25 protein-coding genes, 2 pseudogenes and 1 riboswitch are annotated in these 23893 nt (G+C 40.7%); of the genes and pseudogenes, 4 read left to right on the top strand and 23 right to left on the bottom strand.

All coding sequences use genetic code 11. The annotated features are described in order from the left end of the window. Positions 1 to 76 precede the first annotated feature (76 nt). A complete protein-coding gene (locus tag DWV68_RS07605) occupies positions 77 to 889 on the top strand; it encodes a MerR family transcriptional regulator (RefSeq protein ID WP_117697971.1) in 813 nt (270 codons plus the stop codon). A gap of 46 nt (positions 890 to 935) precedes the next feature. Here DWV68_RS07605 and pflA read toward each other — a convergent pair whose 3' ends face one another. From pflA to DWV68_RS07580, 5 genes are all read right to left on the bottom strand, one after another. Beyond that, positions 936 to 1670 carry a pyruvate formate-lyase-activating protein gene (pflA, locus tag DWV68_RS07600; RefSeq protein WP_117841722.1) on the bottom strand — a complete coding sequence of 245 codons (735 nt, stop codon included), beginning with the start codon at positions 1668 to 1670 and terminating at the stop codon, positions 936 to 938. 143 nt (positions 1671 to 1813) lie between these two features. Beyond that, a complete protein-coding gene (pflB, locus tag DWV68_RS07595; protein WP_117697969.1) occupies positions 1814 to 4066 on the bottom strand; it encodes a formate C-acetyltransferase in 2253 nt (750 codons plus the stop codon). Between the two features lie 194 nt (positions 4067 to 4260). Further along, positions 4261 to 4340: riboswitch (ZMP/ZTP riboswitch) on the bottom strand. An 83-nt stretch (positions 4341 to 4423) separates the two neighbouring features. Beyond that, positions 4424 to 5164, bottom strand: coding sequence for an amino acid ABC transporter ATP-binding protein (locus DWV68_RS07590; protein WP_022242706.1), 741 nt, complete (start codon positions 5162 to 5164; stop codon positions 4424 to 4426). After that, complete coding sequence (locus DWV68_RS07585; protein WP_022242707.1) at positions 5154 to 5840, bottom strand: amino acid ABC transporter permease; 687 nt, start codon at positions 5838 to 5840, stop codon at positions 5154 to 5156. Before DWV68_RS07585 ends, DWV68_RS07590 begins: the two co-directional genes overlap by 11 nt. Positions 5841 to 5860: 20 nt before the next feature. Beyond that, positions 5861 to 6658 (bottom strand): transporter substrate-binding domain-containing protein, encoded by a 798-nt coding sequence (locus DWV68_RS07580; RefSeq protein WP_117841721.1) that lies wholly within the window; start codon positions 6656 to 6658, stop codon positions 5861 to 5863. Between the two features lie 247 nt (positions 6659 to 6905). On the opposite strand from DWV68_RS07580, the gene DWV68_RS07575 reads away from it, so the two are divergent. Continuing rightward, positions 6906 to 7769, top strand: a complete 864-nt coding sequence (locus tag DWV68_RS07575; protein ID WP_117947554.1) for a type II CAAX endopeptidase family protein — start codon at positions 6906 to 6908, stop codon at positions 7767 to 7769. Here the strand turns inward: DWV68_RS07575 and DWV68_RS07570 are convergent. The 11 genes and pseudogenes from DWV68_RS07570 to DWV68_RS07515 all read right to left on the bottom strand — a co-directional run bounded on the left by DWV68_RS07570 (position 7766) and on the right by DWV68_RS07515 (position 18647). Beyond that, positions 7766 to 10537 carry a DEAD/DEAH box helicase family protein gene (locus tag DWV68_RS07570; protein ID WP_118057289.1) on the bottom strand — a complete coding sequence of 924 codons (2772 nt, stop codon included), beginning with the start codon at positions 10535 to 10537 and terminating at the stop codon, positions 7766 to 7768. The two genes, DWV68_RS07575 and DWV68_RS07570, sit on opposite strands and share 4 nt — an antisense overlap. After that, positions 10534 to 11166, bottom strand: coding sequence for an NUDIX domain-containing protein (locus tag DWV68_RS07565; protein WP_242997852.1), 633 nt, complete (start codon positions 11164 to 11166; stop codon positions 10534 to 10536). The genes DWV68_RS07570 and DWV68_RS07565 overlap by 4 nt, the downstream gene beginning before the upstream one ends. A gap of 348 nt (positions 11167 to 11514) precedes the next feature. Further along, positions 11515 to 11715: pseudogene (locus DWV68_RS07560) on the bottom strand (bacteriohemerythrin); the annotation flags it as partial. Continuing rightward, entirely contained in the window at positions 11702 to 12961 is a 1260-nt protein-coding gene (locus DWV68_RS07555) for an HD domain-containing phosphohydrolase (protein WP_197420830.1), read from the bottom strand. The pseudogene DWV68_RS07560 and the gene DWV68_RS07555, both read right to left, overlap by 14 nt. Before the next feature lie 8 nt (positions 12962 to 12969). Next, positions 12970 to 13344, bottom strand: coding sequence for a desulfoferrodoxin family protein (locus tag DWV68_RS07550; RefSeq protein WP_023920586.1), 375 nt, complete (start codon positions 13342 to 13344; stop codon positions 12970 to 12972). Positions 13345 to 13371: 27 nt separating this feature from the next. Then, positions 13372 to 14316 carry an L-lactate dehydrogenase gene (locus DWV68_RS07545; protein WP_117841718.1) on the bottom strand — a complete coding sequence of 315 codons (945 nt, stop codon included), beginning with the start codon at positions 14314 to 14316 and terminating at the stop codon, positions 13372 to 13374. A 27-nt stretch (positions 14317 to 14343) separates the two neighbouring features. Further along, positions 14344 to 14886 (bottom strand): rubrerythrin, encoded by a 543-nt coding sequence (gene rbr, locus DWV68_RS07540; protein ID WP_117947600.1) that lies wholly within the window; start codon positions 14884 to 14886, stop codon positions 14344 to 14346. Positions 14887 to 14909: 23 nt separating this feature from the next. Then, complete coding sequence (locus tag DWV68_RS07535; protein ID WP_118057286.1) at positions 14910 to 15299, bottom strand: Fur family transcriptional regulator; 390 nt, start codon at positions 15297 to 15299, stop codon at positions 14910 to 14912. Between the two features lie 129 nt (positions 15300 to 15428). After that, positions 15429 to 16178, bottom strand: coding sequence for a peroxide stress protein YaaA (gene yaaA / locus DWV68_RS07530; RefSeq protein WP_118057285.1), 750 nt, complete (start codon positions 16176 to 16178; stop codon positions 15429 to 15431). Next, positions 16178 to 16633, bottom strand: a complete 456-nt coding sequence (bcp, locus tag DWV68_RS07525; protein ID WP_005604299.1) for a thioredoxin-dependent thiol peroxidase — start codon at positions 16631 to 16633, stop codon at positions 16178 to 16180. The genes yaaA and bcp overlap by 1 nt, the downstream gene beginning before the upstream one ends. A 331-nt stretch (positions 16634 to 16964) precedes the next feature. Then, on the bottom strand, positions 16965 to 18647 hold the full coding sequence (locus tag DWV68_RS07515; protein WP_242988769.1) for a GGDEF domain-containing protein: 1683 nt from the start codon (positions 18645 to 18647) through the stop codon (positions 16965 to 16967). Positions 18648 to 18884: 237 nt separating this feature from the next. Between DWV68_RS07515 and bilS the strand changes: the two genes are divergently transcribed. Further along, positions 18885 to 19397: a flavodoxin family protein BilS gene (gene bilS, locus DWV68_RS07510; protein WP_117841715.1), complete on the top strand. Its 513-nt coding sequence runs from the start codon at positions 18885 to 18887 to the stop codon at positions 19395 to 19397. 51 nt (positions 19398 to 19448) lie between these two features. On the opposite strand, the gene DWV68_RS14710 is transcribed toward bilS, so the two are convergent. From DWV68_RS14710 to DWV68_RS07480, 7 genes are all read right to left on the bottom strand, one after another. Then, the gene (locus tag DWV68_RS14710; protein ID WP_242988768.1) at positions 19449 to 19826 is read right to left on the bottom strand and encodes an EAL domain-containing protein; all 378 of its coding nucleotides are present in this window, start codon (positions 19824 to 19826) and stop codon (positions 19449 to 19451) included. A 19-nt stretch (positions 19827 to 19845) separates the two neighbouring features. Then, on the bottom strand, positions 19846 to 20745 hold the full coding sequence (locus DWV68_RS07505) for an EAL domain-containing protein (RefSeq protein ID WP_242988767.1): 900 nt from the start codon (positions 20743 to 20745) through the stop codon (positions 19846 to 19848). Next, positions 20693 to 20929 carry a hypothetical protein gene (locus tag DWV68_RS07500; protein WP_242988766.1) on the bottom strand — a complete coding sequence of 79 codons (237 nt, stop codon included), beginning with the start codon at positions 20927 to 20929 and terminating at the stop codon, positions 20693 to 20695. Before DWV68_RS07500 ends, DWV68_RS07505 begins: the two co-directional genes overlap by 53 nt. A 94-nt stretch (positions 20930 to 21023) precedes the next feature. Then, the gene (locus DWV68_RS07495) at positions 21024 to 21689 is read right to left on the bottom strand and encodes a helix-turn-helix domain-containing protein (RefSeq protein WP_118665393.1); all 666 of its coding nucleotides are present in this window, start codon (positions 21687 to 21689) and stop codon (positions 21024 to 21026) included. Positions 21690 to 21897: 208 nt separating this feature from the next. After that, the gene (locus tag DWV68_RS07490) at positions 21898 to 22308 is read right to left on the bottom strand and encodes a VOC family protein (RefSeq protein WP_118665391.1); all 411 of its coding nucleotides are present in this window, start codon (positions 22306 to 22308) and stop codon (positions 21898 to 21900) included. Then, entirely contained in the window at positions 22292 to 22918 is a 627-nt protein-coding gene (locus DWV68_RS07485; protein WP_118057282.1) for an alpha/beta fold hydrolase, read from the bottom strand. Before DWV68_RS07485 ends, DWV68_RS07490 begins: the two co-directional genes overlap by 17 nt. 28 nt (positions 22919 to 22946) lie before the next feature. Then, positions 22947 to 23372, bottom strand: a complete 426-nt coding sequence (locus DWV68_RS07480) for a GNAT family N-acetyltransferase (protein WP_118057281.1) — start codon at positions 23370 to 23372, stop codon at positions 22947 to 22949. Positions 23373 to 23562: 190 nt separating this feature from the next. Between DWV68_RS07480 and DWV68_RS07475 the strand changes: the two are divergent. Beyond that, positions 23563 to 23740 (top strand): annotated as a pseudogene (locus DWV68_RS07475) (ATPase); the annotation flags it as partial. Positions 23741 to 23893 lie beyond the last annotated feature (153 nt).

Below are 23893 nucleotides of genomic sequence, written 5' to 3'. Positions count from 1 at the left end.
TAACCTCCTTGTCTTATGAATCACTATTTGCTATCATAAACTATATGGTAACCATATAGTCAAGGAGATTTTTTTAATGAGTAGAAATGAATATCTGACCACCGGAGAAGTTGCCCGGATGATGGGCACTACAAAGAATACACTGTTTCACTACGACCAGCTTGGCATTTTTTCACCCGAAGCAAGAGGGGACAATGACTACCGCTACTACACCGTCCGCCAGATGGATGTGTTAGATGCCATTATCACGCTGCGGGAACTTGGCATGCCTCTGTCGGAAATTAAAGAATACATGGAACACCGAAGCCCGGAAAATTATGCCACACTTCTTACGAAAGAAAACGCTGTCATCGAACAGCAGATTCGTGCATTAAAAGAAAAGCAGAAGTGGATTCAAAGACAGCAGAAACGAATTAAAACCAGCCTGACTACAAATCCGGATATCATTGAAGAAGTCTCTCTGCCAGGATTTTATATTGCAGCACACCCTGTCAGTTCTTCCGATGATAAGACCATCTCCGTAAAAGTCAGTGAGCTTCTGAACTCCTATTATGAAAGCAAGGAAACTACCGGTTTTACAGTGCTTTATATCCAGATGGAGCGTGACCTTGCCCGGGGTGCCCACAATCTTTATCACGAGGTATGCCTTGCCATGCAGACCCCTCCCAAGAAAATGCCTTACCGGATTCTTCCGGCTTCTAAATGTCTCGCTGCCTATCACCTGGGAGACTGGGATGATATTTCACTCGCTTATGACAGGCTGCGCAGCTACATGAAGCAGCACCAGATTACTTCATCCGATGGCAGATTCTATGAAGAAGAATTGATTAACGCTACCATGACGGATAAACGAAGTGAATACCTTACCCGCATTATCGTCAGAATCTAAAAAGCAGCATTACTTTTTTATTTTCCTGTAATGCTGCTTATCTATTTTACAGTGCCCCAAGAATCTCTTTTGCCCGGTCTATCTGCTCCTTTGTAGGCGGGTCTACGCCTTCTAACTGGTATGGAATTCCAAGTTCCTTCCATTTAAAGACGCCTAAGGTATGATATGGCAGCACTTCCACCCGCTCTACTGTCTTAAGGGTATCAAGAAAACTTCTTAAGCGGTGAAGCTCATCCTCTTCTGTTGTAATACCCGGCACCAACACATGGCGGATCCACATTGCTTTGCCATGGTCTGATAAATAAGCTGCCATTTCCAAAATATTCTGATTCGTCTGTCCGGTGAGTTTCCGGTGTGCTGCATCATCCATATGCTTAATGTCTAACATAAAGAGGTCTGTATATTTCATCAACTCATCAAATTTACTTTTAAATGGTTCTTCCAAGGAAAATGGATTGCCAGAGGTATCGAGACAGGTATTTACCCCTTTTTCTTTTGCCAGCCGGAACAGTTCTGTTACGAAATCTATCTGTAAAAGAGCCTCTCCACCGCTTACGGTGATTCCGCCCTTTTCTTTCCAATAAGTTTTGTAGCGAAGTGCCTTTTTTAACACTTCTTCCGGTGTCATCAGCTCTCCGCCATCTTTTGCCCAGGTATCCGGGTTATGGCAGTACTGACATCTCATGTTACAGCCTTTCAAAAATACAATATATCTTACACCCGGTCCGTCTGCCGAACCAAAGCTTTCTACAGAATGGATGTGTCCTTTTATTTCACTCATATTGCCTCCTATACACCAAAATACTTACGGATGCTTAACAACCTATAAAAATGTGCAGGCTTTTTTCATTAAGCCTGCACATTCTGCTTTACCTGAATTGTGGAAAAATCGCATGCTCCCCGCAGTTCGGTTACTGTCTTAAATTACATACGCTCATGACAGGTACGGGCAATAACATCAAGCTGCTGCTCTTTTGTCAGGTCGATGAACTTAACTGCATAGCCGGATACACGGATTGTGAAGTTTGCATACTCTTCTTTCTCCGGATGCTCCATTGCATCAATAAGCTTTTCTTTGCCAAATACATTGACATTCAGATGATGAGCACCCTGGTCAAAGTATCCGTCCATTACATTTACAAGATTATCGATTCTTTCCTGCTCGTTGTTTCCAAGTGCGCCAGGATTGATGGTCTGTGTATTGGAAATACCATCTAATGCCCACTCATATGGAAGCTTGGTCAGAGAGTTCAGGGAAGCTAAAAGTCCGTTCTGCTCTGCACCGTAAGATGGGTTAGCTCCCGGTGAAAGTGGTTCGCCGGCTTTACGTCCATCCGGCATAGCTCCGGTTGCTTTACCATATACTACGTTAGAAGTAATGGTAAGGATAGAAGTTGTAGGCTCAGAATCACGATAAGTATGATGTTTCTTTAATTTATCCATGAAAGTCTTAAGCAGCCATACTCCGATTTCATCTGCACGGTCATCATCATTTCCGTACTTCGGGAAGTCTCCTTCGATTTCGAAGTCTTTTGCAAGTCCGTTCTCATCACGTACGACTTTTACTTTTGCATATTTGATTGCAGAAAGAGAATCGATAACATGTGAAAATCCTGCAATACCGGTTGCAAAAGTTCTCTTTAAGTCGGTATCCATCAGAGAAAGCTCTGCTGCTTCATAGTAATATTTATCATGCATATACTGAATCAGGTTCAGTGTATTTACATAGATGTCTACTAACCAGTCCATCATCTTGTCATATTTTGCCATTACTTCATCATAGTCAAGATATTCAGCTGTAATTGGTGCGTAGTTTGGTCCTACCTGCTCGCCTGATTTTTCATCAACACCACCGTTGATTGCGTAAAGCAGACATTTTGCAAGGTTTGCACGAGCGCCGAAGAACTGCATCTCTTTACCTGTCTGTGTAGCAGATACACAGCAGCAGATTGCATAATCATCGCCCCATACCGGTTTCATTGCATCATCGTTTTCATACTGGATTGAGCTTGTTTCAATCGAGATACGTGCTGCATAATCACGGAAGGTCTGTGGCAGTCTGGATGAATAGAATACAGTAAGATTTGGTTCCGGTGCCGGTCCCATATTCTCTAAAGTATGAAGGAAACGGAAGTCTGTCCTGGTTACCATGGAACGTCCGTCTACACCTGTTCCTGCTACATCAAGGGTTGCCCATACAGGGTCACCGGAGAATAACTGGTTATAAGAAGGAATACGTGCGAATTTAACCATACGAAGTTTCATTGTGAAATGGTCAATCAGCTCCTGAGCCTGCTGCTCAGTAAGAATTCCCTTATCCATATCTCTCTTAATATAAATATCAAGGAAAGTAGAAACACGTCCTACTGACATCGCTGCACCGTTCTGTGTCTTGATTGCTGCAAGGTATCCGAAGTATAACCACTGAACAGCCTCTTTTGCATTGGTTGCAGGTCTTGAAATATCATATCCGTAAATCTCAGCCAGTTTCTTCATGTCTTCCAGACATTTAATCTGCTCTGCAATTTCTTCTCTTAAACGGATGACATCATCTGTCATCTGTCCGCATCCGCAGTTGGCTTTGTCCTTCTTCTTCTCAGCGATTAAGTAATCCAGTCCGTATAATGCTACACGGCGGTAATCACCTACAATACGTCCACGACCGTAGGTATCCGGAAGACCTGTTAAAATCTTAGCATGACGAACCTTCATCATTTCCGGTGTATAAGCATCAAATACTGCTGTATTGTGTGTCTTATGATACTTGGTGAAAATTTCTTTTAATTTATCATTTACTTCATAACCGTAGGTCTCACATGCCTGAACAGCCATCTTGATTCCACCATATGGCATGAAAGCTCTCTTTAATGGTTTGTCAGTCTGAAGACCAACTACCTGCTCTAAATCTTTTAAGCTTTCATCGATATATCCCGGACCATAAGCTGTAATTCCGGTTACAACCTCTGTCTCCATATCAAGAACGCCGCCCTTGGCACGCTCTTCTTTCTGTAATTTCTGAAGTGCATCCCATAGCTTGTTGGTTGCATCTGTCGGCTCAGCTAAAAAGCTCTCATCTCCATCATATGGAGTGTAGTTGTCCTGAATGAACTGACGAACATTGATTTCTTCTTTCCAGAGACGTCCTTCGAATCCATCCCACTCTTTCATTTCAATCATTACGATATCCTCCTAAAAAAATGTATTCAGTATGAACACTGAATGGTTACTAAATTTACTGTCAACAGACTTTTTATTCATTGGTTTGAATTAGTCTTGTTTAACTGTAGTTAGTATATACTGACCGTTATTTTTTTGTCAATATCTTTTGGTGTTCAAAATAACATACAAAAAAAAACGAGCCAGTCCTCCAGGTTCATCGCCCAGACGGTCGGCTCGTTTTCGTTATACTTCATGTGGTTTTTCCACTTATCCGTCAGTCATATAACGGTTTTATCATAGACTATTTTTTTTCTGATTGCAATAGCTTATGAAAACTTTTTATCAACTATTTTTACCATTTTATCTGTTCTTTTCCTACAATACTTTGGAAAGGAAGTCGCAAAGACGCGGATTCTGTGGATTGGCAAAGAATTCTGCCGGTGTATTCTCTTCCTGAATCTGTCCTTCATTGATAAACATGACACGGCTTGCCACTTCTCTTGCAAATCCCATTTCGTGCGTTACCACTACCATGGTCATTCCGTCCTGTGCCAGTTCTTTCATAATTTCAAGAACTTCTCCTACCATTTCCGGATCCAGTGCGGAAGTCGGCTCGTCAAATAACATGACATCCGGATTCATTGCCAGTGCTCTTGCAATTGCAATACGCTGTTTCTGTCCACCGGAAAGCATTGCCGGATAAGTATCTGCTTTATCGGAAAGACCAACTCTCATCAAAAGCTCGTCCGCACGCTTAGAGGCCTCTTCCTTATTCATAAGTCCGGTCTGAACCGGTGCCAGCATGATATTTCCTTTTACGGTATAATTCGGGAACAGATTGAACTGCTGGAATACCATTCCAATCTTCTGACGCATCTTGTTGATGTCTACGGATTTATCCGTGATATCTGTTCCTTCAAAAGTAATCACACCGGAAGTCGGCTCCTCTAAAAGATTTAAGGAACGTAAGAATGTGGATTTACCACAACCGGATGGTCCGATGATGGCAACCACCTCTCCCTGGGCGATTTCTGTGGAGATACCATTTAATACATTTACATTTCCAAAGGATTTACACAAATCCTTTACTTCAATCAATACCTTCTTATCGCTCATTTGTTCTCAACCTCGTTTCCAGTTTATGTACACCAGCCGTTAAAATCATAACGATTATCAGGTAGATAATTGCAACACCGAACAATGGTAAGAACGGGTCATAGGTCTGGCTACGGATGATATCGCCACCCTTTGTCAGATCCGGGATTGCAATATATCCACTGATGGAAGTCTCTTTCAGTAAGGTAATAAACTCATTTGCCAGTGCCGGAAGTACATTCTTAAATGCCTGTGGCAGAATAATCAGACGCATGGTCTGCGAATAATTCAGTCCGAGGCTTCGTCCAGCTTCAAACTGTCCTTCGTCTACAGACATGATTCCGGAACGTACAATCTCTGCCACATAGGCAGCCGAATTCAAACCAAAAGCGATTACAGCCACTGCAATCTTATTATCGAGTGCAACCAGAATAATATAGTACATAATCAAAAGCTGTACCATCGTAGGGGTTCCACGCCATATGGTAAGATACACTTTACATATAAAATTCAAAACATTTAATCCACCATGTTTATCATGGGTGGAACGGATAATTGCGACTAAAAATCCAACCACAATACCCAGAAGTACTGCAAGCACTGCAATAAGCAGTGTATTGCCAAGGCCACGTAACAGATAAAGATATCTGTCTTTCTCTATAAAATCCTGTTGAAAGCTGCTTAAAAAATCGCTCAAGGTCTTTCCTCCTATACCGATTATTTATTTCTTACTACAATAACCTGGCTTGCTGTTGCATAAGTATCTGTAAAGTCAATGTTCTTAAGACGGTCTTCTGTTACAGTCATTCCTGCTGCACCAAAATCTGCTTTACCGGAAGATACTGCTGCGATGATTGCATCAAATTCCATATCTTCAATCTCTAAATCATAGCCAAGCTTGTCACAGATTGCTTTTGCGATGTCTGCATCGATACCAACTACGTTGTCACCATCATAATATTCGTATGGCTCAAACTGTGCATTGGTTGCCATGGTAAGTTTTCCGTTTGGATATTCTGTTCCCTCCGGAGTCTCATATGGATGCTCTCCTGTTTCATCACCAATATAGTTGCTGATGATAGTATCGATTGTTCCGTCGGCTTTTAACTCTTCGATTGCTTTGTTGAATTCGTCTGTTAAATCTGTGTTATCTTTTGCGATACAGATTGCATATTCCTCTGCATCAAAGGTATCATCTAAGATTTTCAAGTCATCATTCTTCTCAACAAATGCCTCTGCAGGCTGCTTGTCGATGATTACACAGTCGATCTTACCGGTCTTTAATGCCTGGATTGCATCAGAACCTTTGTTGTAACGCTCTACGGTGCTTCCTTCGTCCTCGTATGCTGTTGCATCGGCATCTCCGGTTGTTCCAAGCTGAACACCGATTTTCTTTCCCGGAAGGTCATCCTTGGAATTTACTGTGTTTGCAGCTACAGATGAGCCACATCCTACCATTGCTACTGTCATTGCTGCAGTTAATAAAAGTGCTGCAAATTTCTTCATGTTCTTCATATTTATTCCTCCTCTGATTATAATTATGTGAATTTATATTTCATACAGCATCATAAAATATATCAACATAACGCCTAGTATAGCATGATTCCGCCTATTTCACAAGTACCCGGAGAGTATTTGTCTGCATTTAAAAATACATTTTTCCATGTATTTTTAAACAGGCGGTACCTCAGTAGTTTGCATATTCGCTTCATAATTGTTATAATGTGCCAAGAAAAGTGATGATACTTGAGGAGGTTTTTTCATGAAGCGATTTGGCAGAATTATGTTCTGTTTTCTTCCGGCTCTGCTGGCATTTGGCCTGCAGCAGCTTATCTCCATTCCGGCAGTAGGGCTTGCCCTGCTGGGTGGTTTTTATACCAAAGGGGCAACTTCTATCGATGACTGTATGGATGCATTTTTAAATATTATTTCCACCGCCAATTTTAATGCCGGTGTCAGTGCAGCCTACGGTACTGTTGCCCTTGTGGTATTTGCCTACTGGTATTATAAAAAGTTCCGGCAGACAGAACCGGAAAATGTACGGAAACCATTTAATATTCCGGTTATCTTCGGCATTCTTATTACTGCAGTAGGATTACAGTATATTACCAATTACATTGTATCTTTTACTGCAGCCATTAACCCGCACTGGCTGGAATATTACAGTAACCTGGTAGAATCGGTGGGACTGGATGAGCCTTCCCTGATTCTGGTTCTCTATTCCGTTCTGATTGGACCTGTCTGTGAAGAACTGATTTTCCGTGGACTGACTTTGAAATATGCCAAAAGAGCAATGCCTTTCTGGGTTGCTAACCTCTTGCAGGCACTGCTCTTTGGTGTGTTCCATATGAATATGATTCAGGGTGTTTATGCTTTTGTGGTAGGAATTGTTCTTGGATTTATCTGCGAGAAAAGCCGCAGCATTTATCCTTCCATGCTTTTCCATATCCTCTTTAACCTCTGGGGAACCTTCTCTCCTGACTGGTTTATGTATAAAGCAGATACCGTTCCGTTCTTCTTCCTGTGGTTCTTTGTTGGTGCAGGACTACTGGTTGCAGGACTGCTCCTCTTTTTCTTTGGAGTAAATAAAAAATATCCAAAAATTGAAAATTCTTATTATTCTTAATATCCTTTTGCAATTTTCTTTCCCTGCAAAAGGCTCTGGTTTTGATTTACAAAGGAGCGTGTCCTCTCTTTTAATAATAGTTTTCGTCCTTCCGGGGTTCTTGTATATACCACATGGTATGGTCCAAGAGCCCTTTTCATATGTTTTTCAAAAATCAGGGCACGTTCCTTTTGTCTTCCGAATATTTCCGGGACACTGTAACACTCTCTTGATGTGCCAAAGATTTTTTCCCGGATAAGAAGATATCTTGGATTATCAATAACACCCCACAATTCTTCCATGCAGGCAGAATAGGTTGTCTTATCTCTGGTGGTTCCACCTTTAAGCCAGGTACCTACCACAAGTCCGTTAAAGGATTCTACTTCTGTCCTGCAATGGGCACCATCCTCTAATTCCCCGCATTCCCTCAATGCATCTAGCATTGCTTCGCTAAGCTGTTTCATCCGTCTTGCCGGGGTGCTGAATTTAAACAGACGTATCCCCTGATAGACAATTCCGGCAAATGCGGCTAACAGCGCAATTCCAAGTAACAGGAAAGCCGGATGATTACCAAGCTTCTGTGCCATCATTCTTCCACTCATTAAGAGCATTGCAAGTATTACCTGTATGATTTCTATACAGACCGCATTAATAAAGATATATCCGGTTTCTATTTCTTTTGCTGCAATTTCATCTATCTGTTCTATTTCCATCTGATTTCGCACTTCCTGCAAGGACTGGTTCCATCGCTGCCTCAATGCATTTCTGTCCTTTGCACGCTCAAGCATCATGCGGTTTGCTTTATCTACCTCATATTTTGATGTTATCTTTGGAATGTCCAGCCGACCGATTCCGCTTTCGATTACATCTTCCCTGCAGGATACTCCTAAAAATGATTCAAACCGGCGTTCCAACATTTCATAATCGCCCTCTGCATCGGTATTACTCTGCTGTCCCCGCTCTTTTGGAAAAATGCAGGCAAGATGCCAGATGTTTCCGGTCTTATCCGGCTGCTCTCTGTCGGTACGGATTGCTCTTCCACGCATCTGGTTACTCAGCATAAAAGACCCTACATAAGTTGCCAGTATCAGGGAATTGATGCACGGTGCATCCCAGCCTTCTCCCAGCAATGACTTGGTTCCAATCAGTGTATGAATCTCTCCCTGGCGGAATAACTCCGTCACAACAGCTACGGTGTGGGTACTCTTTCCTTTTATCATAAGCTGTCCGTATCCGGTATCTCCCAGTGGATTTAACGTTCCGCTGCAGCCATACTGTGCCAGCAATTCCGGCAGTTTTGCTTCCACTGCCATTGGAACGATTATCACTGTTCCGCTCAGTACACCCAGCCGGATTCCAGTCATGTTCTGTCGCCTTAAATATTCAAAAATCGGCACTGCACCAAGCTCTGTTACCAGTGTATCTTTACTTCCAATCTCCGGCAATTTGTCTTTCTTAATATAATCGCAGAGAACCAGAAGGCGTAAATCATTTCCCAGTGCCTCATACTCAGCCTGCACAATGGTATGGATGCTCTCCATCTTTCCCTGGCTTTTCATAAGTACCTTTTTTATGGCTTCATTATCCCGCAGTGCAACCTTGTTCCGGTAGATGGCTCCTGCCTCTTTTAATTCCTGCAGCAGGCTTTCCCGCTCTGCTTCCATCATGGTATAGGACTCTCTGTCCTCATAAAGAACACCCTGCAGTAACACTTCCATCCAGTGTGCATCCATTCCCGGCAGCTTTCCCTTTGTTCCGATGAGCTTCCTTAAATAACCGGAAAATGGAATCCCTTTTGCCTGGCAGTATACCAGCAGTGCTGTAAAATACTCCGGTTTATCTAAGAACCGCTCACTGTATTCTTCCGGATGCATAAGCCCCTGATGGGAAGATACGATTCTTCGCAATGTCTCATCTGCCATCATTTTCTGCACCTGCATCTGCATCCGCTTCTGATGTTCCCTGACATATGCTTCCTCTTCTCTTGTCGGCCAGTTAAAATAAACGTAGTCCTGATGCGGACAGAGGCTTCCTTCTTTTACCAGTTCCGGCGTAAAGATTTCTTCATCAATCGGTCCGCACATATCGATATAACGCTTCCACTGTGCCGGTGTGCTGTCATATGGCGGTGTTGCTGTCAATGCAATGATTTTCACATCCGGCAGCTTGTCTAAGAAAGTCTCCAGTGCCTTCCACCACTCACTACGAAGGTGATGTGCCTCATCCAGACAAATTGTTGTAATACCGGCTTCCTTTACTGCCTTAAAAATATCGAAATCCCGGTAGTCAACCTGCTCCGTTTCCTTCTCTCCATCTGCTTCTTCTGTCACTCCGCCGGCTGCCACTTTACTGTCTGCCGCATCTACTCCATCCACCGCTTCACTGGCTGCTGCATCTTCCTCTGCCGCTTCCCCGCTGTCCTCTTCCAGTGTGCCCTGCTCCCGCTTCATGGCACTGTACAATGCCTGATAAGTCGTTGCAGTCATCTGTTTCATCTGTTTCAAATTATTGGATAATATTTCCTGTGGATCTGCCTCTTCGGTTAAGAAGCCCTCCTTTATACGCATCAGCCATTGCTGGCGGATGGTAATGCTAGGTGAAAAAATAAGGCAGGGTGCTCCCAGCCTCCGAATCAGTTCTATTCCAAGTGTAGTCTTGCCGGAACCCGGCGCTGCCACAATATGTATCTTTCCATCCTTCAAATACTGCTGTGCATGTAAGAGTACTCTTTCCTGATAATCTCTCCACTTTCCCCGAAATTGCAGGATTCCCTCATATCCTGTGTTCATAAATTTCCCTCCATCAACATTTTAATAAATGCAGTATCGCGATATATCCACGGTTCCTTCGAAAATGGCTCATTTGCTTTTACAATCTCTTCCGGTGTCATCCATTCCAGATGATAGCCTTTTGCCTTCTCGCTTTCTGTCATATGCGGTTCTGTTGTTCTCTCCTTAACTGCACAGGCAAAGAAATAGGTGTGACAGTGATATATTTTATCTGTTTCAAATAAATCACGGCGTTTTTCTTCTATCTCGCCCAACAGCTGCATACTTCCCGGGCATAATATCAAGCCGCCCTCTTCTAATACTTCTCTGGAAAGTGCCGTTTCAAAATCTTCCTCACCATCCATGCCGCCGCCTAATATTTTGCAGTCCCCTGCCCTTCCGCGCTGGACTGCAATTTTTCCATTCTTTTCTATGATTGCCCGGACGCACTTTCTTTCAAATACTGGCATGCCATCCTCATAATCTTTTTTATCTAATACCAGAAGTATCTTACTTTCCGTCATTTTCGTTTCCTCGCTCTTGTCAAAGTTACCTAATCTGCCCACTGAAAACTGTTTACCATGGTCTCTGCTGTCCGTATAGGTACCTTCACCATTTACCTGGGCATCACTGCCCTGCACCTGCATCATAAGCTGTGAAAGAATAGTCCTTTGTATTAATTTCTCACCATAATATGTAATGTCGGTTGAAATCGCATTACTAATAGCTAGTATACCATAAACATACTGTTTTTGGGAAGAAATGTCCTATTTCATCCAATAAACAGCTATCTTGTCGCTTTCTACTCTCCAAAGTCATAGTAAGCAGTTGGTTTATCACCAAAGATACCTCCTCTTACTGCCAGCACAAAGTTTCGCTTAGCAAGCACTTGATGCGTTTCTTCTACGTATGCATATTGTCAAGTGTATGTGTCATATTTTATATTCAAAATAAAAAAGGCTGCTACTCTCTAAAAAATAACAACCTTTCTTACTATATCAGCCTTTTGGAATTTGACCATCGACATACAGAATGTGATTAACTAACCACTCTGTGAGATATTTTAAAATTCCCATAATCTGTTCATCTTGATCTTCTACCTCATCATTGTGATGTTCCATAAATTCATCAAGTTTATGTATAAATTCCTGATGTTGAACTTTCTGTGTAAATATCTTCTTATAATTAATAGATTCCACCAAAACATTTCCTAATTTTCCTGGAAATATCAGAATCAACAAAACCTTTCTTCGCCATGTCATCGAGCATCTCACACGTTTTTTCGTGCGATAAACCTTTCTTATATGGTCTGTCCTCGGTTAATGCCTGATAAATATCAATACATGCCATAATACGTTCCGGCTCATTTAATTCAGCTGCGGTTTTTCCAAAAGGATACCCTTTTCCATTTAATTTTTCATGATGGAAAGCTGCCCAGTCTCGTATTTCTTCAAAATCATTAACCTCTGATAATATAAGGTATGTATAGCCAGCATGATTCTTCATTTTTGAAAATTCATCATCCGTAAGCTTATCCGGTTTTTCCAAAATTTCATTGCCTACTGCCATCTTCCCAATATCATGCAGTGCACCAGCCAGATAAATTTTTTGCACATTAATAGAATCATATCCGATATATTGAGCAAAAAAAGCTGCTTTTTCAGCCACTCCTATAGAATGTCTGCTTGTAAAAGAAGATTTATAATCTACAATCTTTGCAAAAAAATCTGCGACATTTTTACACGTTTTCCAATCAAAAACCTGTTTTTGTCTTGGGATAATCTCCCATAGCTTCATTTCAAAAGAATTATCACTTAAACATATAAAAGATTCAGAATGTGTGAATGCATGAAAAAAGGCATTCACACATTCTGAATCGAATAATCCATCCCTATTTTTTAAAAGGTACTGACATATAAAATTCCAACTGTTATTTCCAGATCCCGTGTTATTTCCTATAATATCAATGGTATCTGCAAGATGAATAATCCTTGCAAACAATGGAATTTCATTCCACTTTTTTTGAAAAGGACCAGTTCCATCGGCATGTTCATGATGATACAAAATCACATTTGACACATCTGTTTTAAATGGAATTTTAGTAATATTTTTTTCACCATAAATACAATGAAGATTTGTCTTTTTCTCGGATAAATCTTTTTTACAATTAATAACGGAATCCTTTTTCAGTTCTTCCGAAATATATTGTGTCAAAGCATTATCATGCAGTAAAGCACACATGGCTAAATCTTGTAATTCATCACCTTGAATTTTCCAATATTCAGCCATGCATATACTTATATAAGCCACTCTTTTTCCATGTTTGTTTTTGATATTCACCAACTCTGCTTCTATACAGTCCAAAGCATAAGAACAGGCTCCTGCAAGTCCGATGATATCTATACTTAGTTCTTCTTTCATTGGTATAATCCTATCATAATACATTTATGCTTCTAGCATTTCCATAATCCATGCAGGTTACAATATGCATATACTTCTTCTACCTGTTCACCATCGCAAAGACAAAAATCTGCTACCGGCTCCTGCCCTGGATTTAACTGTTTTCTGTATATTCCCTGGTTTGTATTTAATGTAATCCACTCAATAAAATGCTCTTCAAGCATTGGATGTTTTGTCTCTCCGACCACGACATGAACATGACTGCCTTCTATCGTATATACAGGTACATGCTTCTCGACAGCAGCATCTGTCACTCCGGCTTTTAATTCCTGCATAGGTTCTCCGCAACAAATTACAGGTACACCCTTATCCTTTACCTTTTCAACAATGTTTCCACAATGCTTACAAATATAATACCTTACTTCCATGCCTTTTTCTCCTTCCATGTGTAAAATTTATAATTCAATTGTCTCCATAATCTTTTTCAATGAATCTGCAGATTCCTTAAGCTTTAACGCTTCCTCGCCACTTAAATTAATAGGTATATCAGACTCAATACCATCTGCACCTACAATAGCTGGCATACTTAACGATACTCCGTCAATATCATATACTCCATGCATCATGTGTGATACAGGAAGTATTGATTTTTCATCTCTCATAATCACTTCGCAGATTCTTTTTACAGACATTGCAATTCCATAATATGTAGCGTGCTTTTTGTTTATAATCTCATAAGCACTGTTCTTGACTGCTGTAGCTATTTCTGCCGTGTTTTCCTTGTGCTTGTAATGTCCACGCATTTCACACATTTCACTTAATGGAACACCAGATACATTGGCTGATGACCATGCTACAACTTCGCTGTCTCCATGCTCACCTACTATAAATGCATGAACACTCCTGCTGTCCACAGATAAATGCTCACCAAGCTTATATCTTAATCTGGCACTATCTAACACAGTACCCGATCCAATAACCCTGTTTTCTGGAAGTCCTGATAACTTTATGGCTACCTGAGTCAGGATATCTACCGGATTCGCAACTACAAGCATGATACCTGCAAAATTTCTCTTTGCTATTTCAGGAATGATTGACTTAAATATTGCTACATTTTTATTTACGAGATCAAGCCTTGTCTCTCCCGGTTTCTGTCCCGCTCCGGCAGATATGACAACAATTGCAGCATCAGCCACATCATCATAATCTCCGGCATATATTTTCATCGGACTCGCAAATGGAATGCCATGACTGATATCCATTGCTTCTCCTTCTGCCTTGTTCTTATCTGCATCGATAAGGACAATCTCTGTAAACAAGCCACTCTGCATCAGAGCAAATACCGATGCAGAACCAACAAAGCCACAGCCTATCATTACTGCTTTTTTTGAATTAATCACTTTCTTCTTCGTAATAATCTCATCTCCTTAATAATTCTCTTCATGTACTTCAAAATAGCTCTGTGGATGATTACATACCGGACATACTTCAGGCGCCTTAGTTCCTACCACAATATGTCCGCAGTTACGGCATTCCCATACCTTAACTTCGCTCTTTTCAAATACCTGTGCAGTTTCAATATTCTTAAGAAGTGCACGATATCTTTCCTCATGGTGCTTCTCAATCTCACCTACTGCCCTGAATTTTGCTGCAAGCTCAGGGAATCCTTCTTCCTCAGCTGTTTTAGCAAAGCCTTCATACATATCTGTCCACTCATAATTTTCGCCTTCTGCCGCTGCCGCCAGGTTTTCCTTTGTATCACCAATTCCTGCTAATTCCTTGAACCACATCTTTGCATGTTCTTTCTCATTATCTGCAGTCTTTAAAAACAATGCTGACATCTGCTCGTAACCTTCCTTTTTCGCTACAGAAGCAAAATAGGTATACTTATTTCTTGCCTGTGATTCCCCTGCAAATGCCTCCTGCAAATTCTTCTCTGTCTGTGTTCCTGCATATTTGTTTGCTGCCATCTATTTTACCTCCATTTTCTTTACTACTTTTTCTCCCTGCATTTCGGGCAAATGCCTTTAAATGAAATATCATAATCCACAAATTCAATTCCATGAGTGTTATGAATTCTTTCCAGCAAATCCGGTATTTGATCCATATCCACATCAAAAATTTCACCGCACTTTATACATCTTACATGGTAATGATTTTTCAATGTAAAATCAAACCGGTTCGGTCCATCCGGAACTTCAACCTTTCTTAATGCACCTTCCTCTACCAATATATCAAGATTTCTATATACAGTTCCTTTTCCAATTGTTGGATATGCTTCTTTTATAAATTCATACACTTCATTTGCCGTAACGTGTCTTCTCATTTCGTATACGGTATTTCTTACAAGATCTTTTTGAATGGTATTTCTCCTACTTGTCATTTGTCCTCCTTATTAGGATTAGTTCTTAATAAGGATTATATATCACTATCATCCTGTTGTCAATAAGAAAATAGTAATAATTCTCATTATTACAAAAGATGCCAAACTGAGCATCTTTTACCTGAATAACTATTTTATTTTGCGTTCAAATACATATTCTGAATCTGAAGATAAATCAGACCTAAACGAATATCCGAGTCTGTCAAATTTCTGAATCTCCACCGGATTTTCAATATTATTTTCCGCTATGAATCTGACCATTTCACCACGAGCCATCTTGGCATAGGTACCTTTTGTTACCAATTTATCTCCGGATAACTCACAAAATACAATCGTAATATATCTGTCCTGTGGTGTCAGATACTTTTCTATACATTTTGAGTATTCTTTTGATGCAAGATTAATGATAATCCTACTGTCATCGATTACTAAGCGGTATAACAATTCTCCCCAGTACTCATACAGATTTTTTGCATCTCCAATTCCAACCTTTGCCTGCATTTCAAGACGATAAGGAGTCACACCATCCATTGGTTTTAAAATGCCATAAAACGCAGACAAGATTCTTAAATGATTTTGCAAATACTCAAACTGCTGGTTTTCAAACACAGATGGTGCCATATATTGAAATGCAATCCCTTCATATGCTAAAACAGCCGGAGTAAGCCTGTTATAAAGATCCATATTTTCCAATCTGTTAAAGTTCTGCTCTGCAATCTTGTCATTACATTTCCAGATAGCTTTCAGTTCTTCTTTTGATTTGCTTTTCATCCAGTTTAATACTTCTGCTGTCTTATCAATATAGACAGGCAGTTCAACCGGTGCTAAGTTATCGGTATCTACAATCATCTTTTTTGCAGGTGATAAAATAATCTTCATTATGCCAATTCCTTAAGCATATTTTCAGGATCATCTGCCGCCTTGACTTTATCATTTGCCTTTATAATGATTCCCTGCTCATCAATAAGATATGTAGTTCTTACTACACCCATAGATACTTTTCCATAATTTTTCTTTTCTTTCCAGACATCATATGCTTCAATAACTTTACGCTCCGGATCTGCTAATAGCGTAAATGCCAGTCCGTATTTTTCTTCAAATCTCTTGTGAGACGCTACAGAGTCCTTGCTTACTCCGAGAATAACAGCTCCCTTCTCAGTAAACTGTGGATAACGCTCAGAAAAGCCACATGCCTGCTTCGTACATCCTGGTGTATTATCTTTTGGATAAAAATATAGGATTACTTTTTTTCCTGCATAATCACTTAATTTATGCATTTCTCCATTCTGATCCGGCAATTCAAAGTCCGGTGCTTTTTTTCCTACTTCTAACATATTTTATACCTCCAAATTGATTAAGCTGTTTCCAAAATAAATATCTCTGGATCATTAACAATATTATACATTCCATCCATTACTTCCGACAAGCAGGGAAAGAAAAATAATCAATCCAAATACAAAAGAATGTATCACGATAATTCTTGCAATACCTTGACACATCCTTTCGTGTTGTATTTTTTATTCTTCTTAATGACAGCTATGGTTTCCACATCCATGTTCACCACATGTATGTCCATCCCCATGGAACACGGAAGGTCCAGAATCGTTTGATGGCTTCACGCAAGGATGATGCTCCGGCGATTACCTCCAGGTCATTTTTTCTGGCCTATGCATCCGTCTGCTGTTCCTCAAGCTCCTCATAAAACCGGTAACTGTTCTTACCATTCTGTTTGACATAATACAATGTCTTGTCCGCTCTTATATAATATTCTTCAAAGTTTCCTCCCTGTCTGCACATGCACAGACCGCAGGACAGGGATGCCGGTGAAGTCTCTGCCGTGAGATTTTTTGCCGCACCAAAGCTTTCAAACAGCTTTCTCATCCGCATGTTCATCTCTTCTTCTGATGCCTCCGGCAGATAGAACAGGAATTCATCTCCTCCCAGCCGGCAGACCACTGCGTTCTCCATGCACTCTGTGAGCATTGCTCCTACCAGCCTGAGAGCACAATCCCCCGCCTTATGTCCATAGACATCGTTGATCTTCTTAAGATTATCCATATCGACAAATCCCAGACAGCCATCATGCTCCTGCATTTTCTCAAGGATCAGCTTTTCACCCTTATGACGCATAGGAAGACCCGTCAGATAATCCAGGCTTTCCCTGGCCTCTCTCTGCCTGGCCAGCTCCAGCTCGCGGATGCGGTCCATTGTCTGGATCAGCGTAACGACCAGCAGGACCACCAGTCCGGTTGCGATAAAAATTCCTGACATTGACACCACTCGATACACCTCTGTCACCTCCAGCATGACTGCAATCATGGCAACTACCAGTCCGATCAGCGGAAGCTTGTAATGTTTCGCCGTTCCCTTGATGAGATCCCGGCAAATGGTGATAAATATTGTCAGGAACGTTCCTGCAATCACTAGGTGGGACAAGAACATTGTCGAGATAAAATCTGCGATATTCAGTAGCTGTAAGGACGTGCATAGTACAAAGTTCACACAGGTGATACACTCTGCCACATGATAGGCCTTCCGGTACCTTCCCTGCTGCACACTGTCAATATAGAACATGAGCGGAACCGGGCAGAGCATCACAACTAAGAAGCACATATTCGACAGAATAGAAGCATTGGAAACGAACAGCTGGCGCAGCTTCGATTCTCCCAGCATCCACACTGCTCCCAGAATCATGCACCATCCCAGGTACTCCAGATCAAATCTCGTCTTATATATAATATCAAGCACCAGACTGATGATCAGCACGACCAGTCCGGCAAACAGCATGGTGCAGGCGATCAGAGTTACCATAAAATAGCAGTGGAGTATATATGCCCAGATATCTGATTTGTCCCCACAATATACCGTGTTGACGACACCGGAATACTTGTCGGTAAAGGACTGCAGTTCAATCCGCACTTCCTGCCCCGCATCCTCGCCGGATGTCTCGCAGAACACATACCCACTGGCAGAATTTTTCCCAAAAGGTCTGGTATTCTCCGTATCATACAACGCCCTCAGTTCCCCACCGATGTAAATGCGCACATTCTCCAGAGAGGACCTGATGGCGATCGTATTTTCATGATAATCCTGTGGGAGCACTGACCGGATGACCAGAGGCTCTCCGGCAGGCACATCACATTTGCCCGGAACCGGGATTTCCTCTTTGGTTCCGTCTGCCAGCACCCGGTAAAAGGTTCCGGTATAAGTAATGCTTTCCTCCGTGACCGTTTCCCTTTCACTTGGGTAAATATATTGTCCCAAAAGGAATGCCGCAAGCAGCACACATATCACCACATAAAATAAAATTCTTTTATACTTTCGGATTGTATATTTCTCTTCTGTCAACTTTTCTACCTCATTAAATGATACCGGGACAGCCCGGCTTTTATTCCCTTATCGGAGTTCTGTCCATGATTTTTCCCTCACTTATGAACAAGTTTATCACAAGCGGCAGGAAAAGCAACTATCCCTTTCGCTCTGTAAAATGTTTATGGAAAATTCATTCGACAAATCATGCTTTCCGAACTAAAATAGGAATGCGATATGATAATTTCATGATCCTATGAAAGGAGACAACATGATATGAAAAATAAAAAATATTCCATCGTTTATAGCAGCTTAACAGGTAATACCAAGGTGCTGGCTGATGCGATCCACGAGGCATTACCTCAGGATGAATGTGAGTATTTCGGTGTGTCCGACACAGTGATTCCTTCTTCCGAACTGCTCTATATCGGATTTTGGACAGACAAGGGGAATGCCGATACCAAGACATTACAGCTATTATCACAGCTAAAGAATAAACAGATTTTTCTGTTTGGAACTGCTGGCTTTGGTGGCAGTGATATCTATTTCCGGAAAATCCTGAATCAGGTTAAGCAGTTCGTTGATGCAAGTAATGTTATCGTCGGAGAGTATATGTGTCAGGGCAGAATGCCACAGTCTGTCCGGGAACGCTACTTGAAAATGAAGGATGCTCCCGATCATCCGGCAAATCTTGATGTATTGATCCAGAATTTTGACTGTGCATTGTCTCACCCTGATGCAGATGACCTGGAGAGACTCAGACAAGCCGTTAGGAACTCATCCTTCTGATAAGGCCATAAAATAAGGCAGCCCCACATATCTGAGTCTGCCTTACTCTCTTTATTTAACATTGATGCCACTGACATATTGCTGCAGAAACTGTTTCTTTCCACATGGTCTTCCAAAATAATATCCCTGCAGATAATCAACCTTCATTTCTTTCATTTTTAGGAGCCATTCTTTTTCCTCGATGCCTTCTGCGCATATCCTGACGTTAATACTATGTACCATTGGGATGATATTTTTATATAATTCATAATCCCTCGCACTGTTCATCGCCTTGGCAGTAAAATCCCTATCCATTTTCACGTAACTTGGATTCATATCACGGATACAATGAAGATTCGAATATCCTGTTCCAAAATCATCGATCACAAAGGGAATCCCGTTCTTGTCCAGAGTTTTACGAAATTTACAGAACGAAGGTGTCATATCCATAAATCCGCTTTCTGTCATTTCAACACATAAGCAATCCGGTCTCTTCCAATAATGGGATAAACTCCATTGGTGAAACAAACTCCCGCCCTTCTTCCGTTATCATGGAAAAACGCATCAGTGCCTCTGCTCCAATGATCTGTTCGGACTGACAGTCCTCGATCGGCTGGTAGTATACTTCAAAGCCATCATAATGGTTCACAATAGCATTACGAAGTGTTGCTATGATTCTTCCTTTTCGTAAAAAGACCTCATAGTCATCCTGGTCAAAAATATAGAATCCATTTTTACCCATGCTTTTTGCCTGTTTCAAGGCAAATTCAAACTTTTTGCGGCATTCTTCGGTTCCCTCACAAAATGTTGCTGCATCTATAACACCAATAGAAATAGAAAATATAGCTTCATAATTTCCGGCTACTATGAAATTATAAAGTTTATCTGTGATCTTTTCTTTCAGTACCACAGCGTCTTCGGAGGAAGAAGCTTCCAGATCCACGATCACATACTGATCCGCAACCAGATGGTAAAGCCTTTGATTATCAGAAAGACAGCTCTCCATGCAGTCGGCAACACTTTTTAAAATATAGATACCATAATCCGCTCCTCTGGAACTATTGATTGCTCCGAAATCATCAATTCCTATATGCATAAAAAAACCCTTGGAAATGGGTTCCTTTTGTGCACGCAGGTAAGCAAGGAATTCCGGCCCGCCAAGCAGTCCTGTGACATTATCGGCTCTTCTCCTGTTGCCGGTCTCATTCAGACACCCAACCAGATACTCTGCCTTTCCCTGCTGATCAACGATCACGATACCACGGCAGTTAATCCAGACCGGCATACCGTCTTTATCAAGCCACCTGTAATGAAGATTATGTACATTTTCTCTTCCTTCGCATATATCCGCAAGATGCTTTGCAAGCATCCTGCATCTTGGCTGCTCCCTCTGCCAGATTAATACTGATCGCAGTATTCTCTTCGGAGGATGCAGCATTGCCCTGTACTACGCCGGACAGCTGTTCAATTCCCTGGCCAATCTGCTCCAAGGACTCTGCCTGGGAGTTGGCTTTCTCCATGGTGTTCTCTGCAAGCTCTGCAAAGGACTCCATGCCTCATTTTCATTCTGTAATACTTCTTTTGCATTTACTGGCATACTCCCCAATATTGCCAATACTATCACACAACAAATTACTTTTTTTTATTCTATACATCTTTTTTAACCTCCTTTGTAATCTCTACTTTCTCTACGCCCGGTATCCATGCATTTTTCCATAATACCCGGTGTCCCAAATACCAGATTTGAATATGTTGTCCTTCTTTAATATCTTTAAAACTTCCGTCACTTCCATCCGGTAATGTTACCGGGATTGCATCATCCTGTGCCAGACGATATACCTTTCCGGAATTTTTTCCATTTGCATCTGTCTCTCTTACATAAATCACCTCACCCTTCGATTCAACCACTGCATTCATGCATAAATGATATTCTAAAATATAATTTTTCTGAATGTTCTCTACACTGTATCCGATTAAAACTCCAAATAGCACAAACAGAATACACAACACCCACCGGTACTTTCGTATCTGTCTTTTTTTCTCCCTCTTTGCAATATCTATAGTATCTTTTACCAGCTCATTTACCGTATGCTCTGCCCTGCCAGCCTCTTCTCCCCGGATAATATCAGCAACATCCACCTGAAATACCTGTGCCAGCTCCTCCATTAATTCAATATCCGGAAATGAGATTCCGCGCTCCCATTTCGAAACTGCTTTGTCTGAAATATGAAGCTGTTCTGCAAGCTGCATTTGTGTCCAGCCTTTCTTTTTCCGAAGGTTTCTGATATATTCGCCTGTTTTTTCTTTATCCATACCCCTCCTCGTCCGTTTGCCGGACTTCTTCTCCTCCCTGATATTTTGATACCTTTATTCTATATGAATTTCGATATTTTTGCACTCTACTCCTGGTTTAGTGCGTATAAAAAATGCAGGAATCAAGGTTTTTCCTCTCTTCCTGCATTGCCTGCTTTTTGATTATCTCTCCAAACCTCGTCCATTTCCGATTTGTGCCTCCTATTTTTCAGACTGTAATTTCAATTTGGTTATCTTCGAATGCAACAATACAACTTTCATAATAACCATCTCCAGTCTTTCTTGGACCGCTGACAACTTTATAACCATCCGCCCTTAACTCTGCAGTCAAAGCATCAACCTTTTCTTTGCTGCCTACGCTAAAAGCAATGTGCGCATATCCGGTACGAGTAAGCTCTTTGGGACAATCCGACATTTCTGGTTTATTCATAATCTCTATGCGTGTATCATCATCAAATGAAAGAAAATAAGAGCGGAAATCCGTCTGAAAATTATGATATCCATCGTTTGATTTTGCATCAAAATATTTCACAAAAAAATTTCTTGCTTCTTCCAGATTATTTACATATAATGCAAATGGTGCAATCCTTACAAACAGGAAGTTAACTGATACTATCATAAAATCTTTGCAACACAATCGACAACTCTTCCGGGGCTTCTATGTTTGCTTCATGACCTGTTTTCATAAGTTCATGGAAGTAGGAATTGTTCAGATAATGGCAAAGTTCTTTTGAAGTTTTTTTGTTTGCATTGTCCTTCTCTCCACAAACGATTAATACCGGACAAGACACCTTATGCAGTGAGTCACTGAAATCTAATTCAGCCATCGTACCACATAGTTTAATAACATCTGCTTTTTTGAAGCCCATTTTATTGAATGCCGAATTCGGCATAAGATGAAACAATATATTCTGAACTTTCAATAATTTTCGGGGCATTTTATATTGTGCTGCAATTAATACGAGTGCCTTTACTTTATCTGGGTGGTCTATCGCATAATTAAGTGCCAGAACAGCTCCTAGAGAAAGCCCACATAAGACAATTTCTTCGTTCTCCTTGTCGCATTCTGATGAGAATGCTGAATATAATTCCTTATATGTAGCAGATTTCCTTTCTAACAGCTCTGATAAACTCAAACTGCAACTGCTTTTCGATACTTTCGTTTCTTTTATTACTCTATTCCAACTGTCTGGTTTTTGCCCGAGTCCATGCAAATATAAATACTTCATATATTGTCACTCCGTCAAATTTTGATTTCTATTTTTGTTTCCATAGCATAGTGTATTCTTTTTCACCAGTAGCTTCATCCAAACCTTTACATTGAATAATGAACCCTTCTCTTTGGTAAAAAGAAATTGCTCTGGCATTCTTCTGGTATACATTTAATTGTAATCTATCTTTTTTATCCTTAATATAATTCAATAAAAGCTTACCTATGCCACATGACTGCATTTCTTCAGAAACAAAAATACCTTCAATATATTCATTATTTAGTCCTACAAATCCTTGTATCATCTTATCCACTTCAAACACATAGACTTCGGATTGTGACATCATTTCTTTCACTAATTCATAATTACTTTTCCAGTATTGATTGGAAATAAAATAATGCGTTTTCAGATTTGTCTTTAACCATATGTCAGCAACTCTATCGATATCTCCGTTCAGCAACTTTCTAATCATAACAAATATTCTCCACAACTACATCCTTTCTGCTTTTCTCTTTTTTCATTCTATCACAAGCTCACCATTAATCATCAATTTTTTGATATTTTTTCTTTTTCCCACTGTAAAACAGCCTCTGAGCGTTTCTATAGGCTTTGATGTCCGGGCAGCCTTCGGGTTGCCTTTACATAGTTTCCACTTTCAAAAAATAAAAAAATTTGTGTTTTTGAAAGTGGGTGCCTATATAAAAACAATCACGAGAGCAAAATATATCGATAGAATCATTGAACTGAATGGCACTCCTGACATCAAGATTATCTTCATCGACTTCATGGATTTGGCGTATGAAAAAAATCAAGGAATAACATTCCTTACACGCCTATGTGTAAGAACATTATCAGGAAGGCAAAACGAACTATATAAAGGAGTCTTCCTGAAAACATACAAAAACTATATAACATAGGGCATGAATGATTTTTTCTCCATCAAACTTGAATTTATCTATTAACTCTCTTAACTTTCCCCTATTTTCAAGGCTT

Origin of the sequence: Roseburia sp. AF12-17LB (assembly GCF_003479605.1) — a bacterium.
In the GTDB taxonomy this organism is placed as follows: Bacteria; Bacillota; Clostridia; order Lachnospirales; family Lachnospiraceae; genus Roseburia_C; species Roseburia_C amylophila.
This window is presented reverse-complemented; position numbering and strand designations above follow the sequence as displayed.

Excerpts from the sequence above, each read along its gene's own strand:
- yaaA (WP_118057285.1), bottom strand. The coding sequence starts at position 16,178 with ATGAAGATTATTTTATCACCTGCAAAAAAGATGATTGTAGATACCGAT.
- DWV68_RS07605 (WP_117697971.1), top strand. The coding sequence starts at position 77 with ATGAGTAGAAATGAATATCTGACCACCGGAGAAGTTGCCCGGATGATG.
- DWV68_RS07490 (WP_118665391.1), bottom strand. The coding sequence starts at position 22,308 with ATGATAGTATCAGTTAACTTCCTGTTTGTAAGGATTGCACCATTTGCA.
- pflB (WP_117697969.1), bottom strand. The coding sequence starts at position 4,066 with ATGATTGAAATGAAAGAGTGGGATGGATTCGAAGGACGTCTCTGGAAA.
- DWV68_RS07580 (WP_117841721.1), bottom strand. The coding sequence starts at position 6,658 with ATGAAGAACATGAAGAAATTTGCAGCACTTTTATTAACTGCAGCAATG.
- DWV68_RS07505 (WP_242988767.1), bottom strand. The coding sequence starts at position 20,745 with ATGCTTGCAAAGCATCTTGCGGATATATGCGAAGGAAGAGAAAATGTA.
- DWV68_RS07575 (WP_117947554.1), top strand. The coding sequence starts at position 6,906 with ATGAAGCGATTTGGCAGAATTATGTTCTGTTTTCTTCCGGCTCTGCTG.
- rbr (WP_117947600.1), bottom strand. The coding sequence starts at position 14,886 with ATGGCAGCAAACAAATATGCAGGAACACAGACAGAGAAGAATTTGCAG.
- DWV68_RS14710 (WP_242988768.1), bottom strand. The coding sequence starts at position 19,826 with ATGGATATGACACCTTCGTTCTGTAAATTTCGTAAAACTCTGGACAAG.
- DWV68_RS07555 (WP_197420830.1), bottom strand. The coding sequence starts at position 12,961 with ATGTATTATGATAGGATTATACCAATGAAAGAAGAACTAAGTATAGAT.
- DWV68_RS07535 (WP_118057286.1), bottom strand. The coding sequence starts at position 15,299 with ATGACAAGTAGGAGAAATACCATTCAAAAAGATCTTGTAAGAAATACC.
- DWV68_RS07500 (WP_242988766.1), bottom strand. The coding sequence starts at position 20,929 with ATGGAGTCCTTTGCAGAGCTTGCAGAGAACACCATGGAGAAAGCCAAC.
- DWV68_RS07550 (WP_023920586.1), bottom strand. The coding sequence starts at position 13,344 with ATGGAAGTAAGGTATTATATTTGTAAGCATTGTGGAAACATTGTTGAA.
- DWV68_RS07480 (WP_118057281.1), bottom strand. The coding sequence starts at position 23,372 with ATGATTAGAAAGTTGCTGAACGGAGATATCGATAGAGTTGCTGACATA.
- pflA (WP_117841722.1), bottom strand. The coding sequence starts at position 1,670 with ATGAGTGAAATAAAAGGACACATCCATTCTGTAGAAAGCTTTGGTTCG.
- DWV68_RS07570 (WP_118057289.1), bottom strand. The coding sequence starts at position 10,537 with ATGAACACAGGATATGAGGGAATCCTGCAATTTCGGGGAAAGTGGAGA.
- DWV68_RS07565 (WP_242997852.1), bottom strand. The coding sequence starts at position 11,166 with ATGATGCAGGTGCAGGGCAGTGATGCCCAGGTAAATGGTGAAGGTACC.
- DWV68_RS07590 (WP_022242706.1), bottom strand. The coding sequence starts at position 5,164 with ATGAGCGATAAGAAGGTATTGATTGAAGTAAAGGATTTGTGTAAATCC.
- bilS (WP_117841715.1), top strand. The coding sequence starts at position 18,885 with ATGAAAAATAAAAAATATTCCATCGTTTATAGCAGCTTAACAGGTAAT.
- DWV68_RS07495 (WP_118665393.1), bottom strand. The coding sequence starts at position 21,689 with ATGGATAAAGAAAAAACAGGCGAATATATCAGAAACCTTCGGAAAAAG.
- DWV68_RS07485 (WP_118057282.1), bottom strand. The coding sequence starts at position 22,918 with ATGAAGTATTTATATTTGCATGGACTCGGGCAAAAACCAGACAGTTGG.
- bcp (WP_005604299.1), bottom strand. The coding sequence starts at position 16,633 with ATGTTAGAAGTAGGAAAAAAAGCACCGGACTTTGAATTGCCGGATCAG.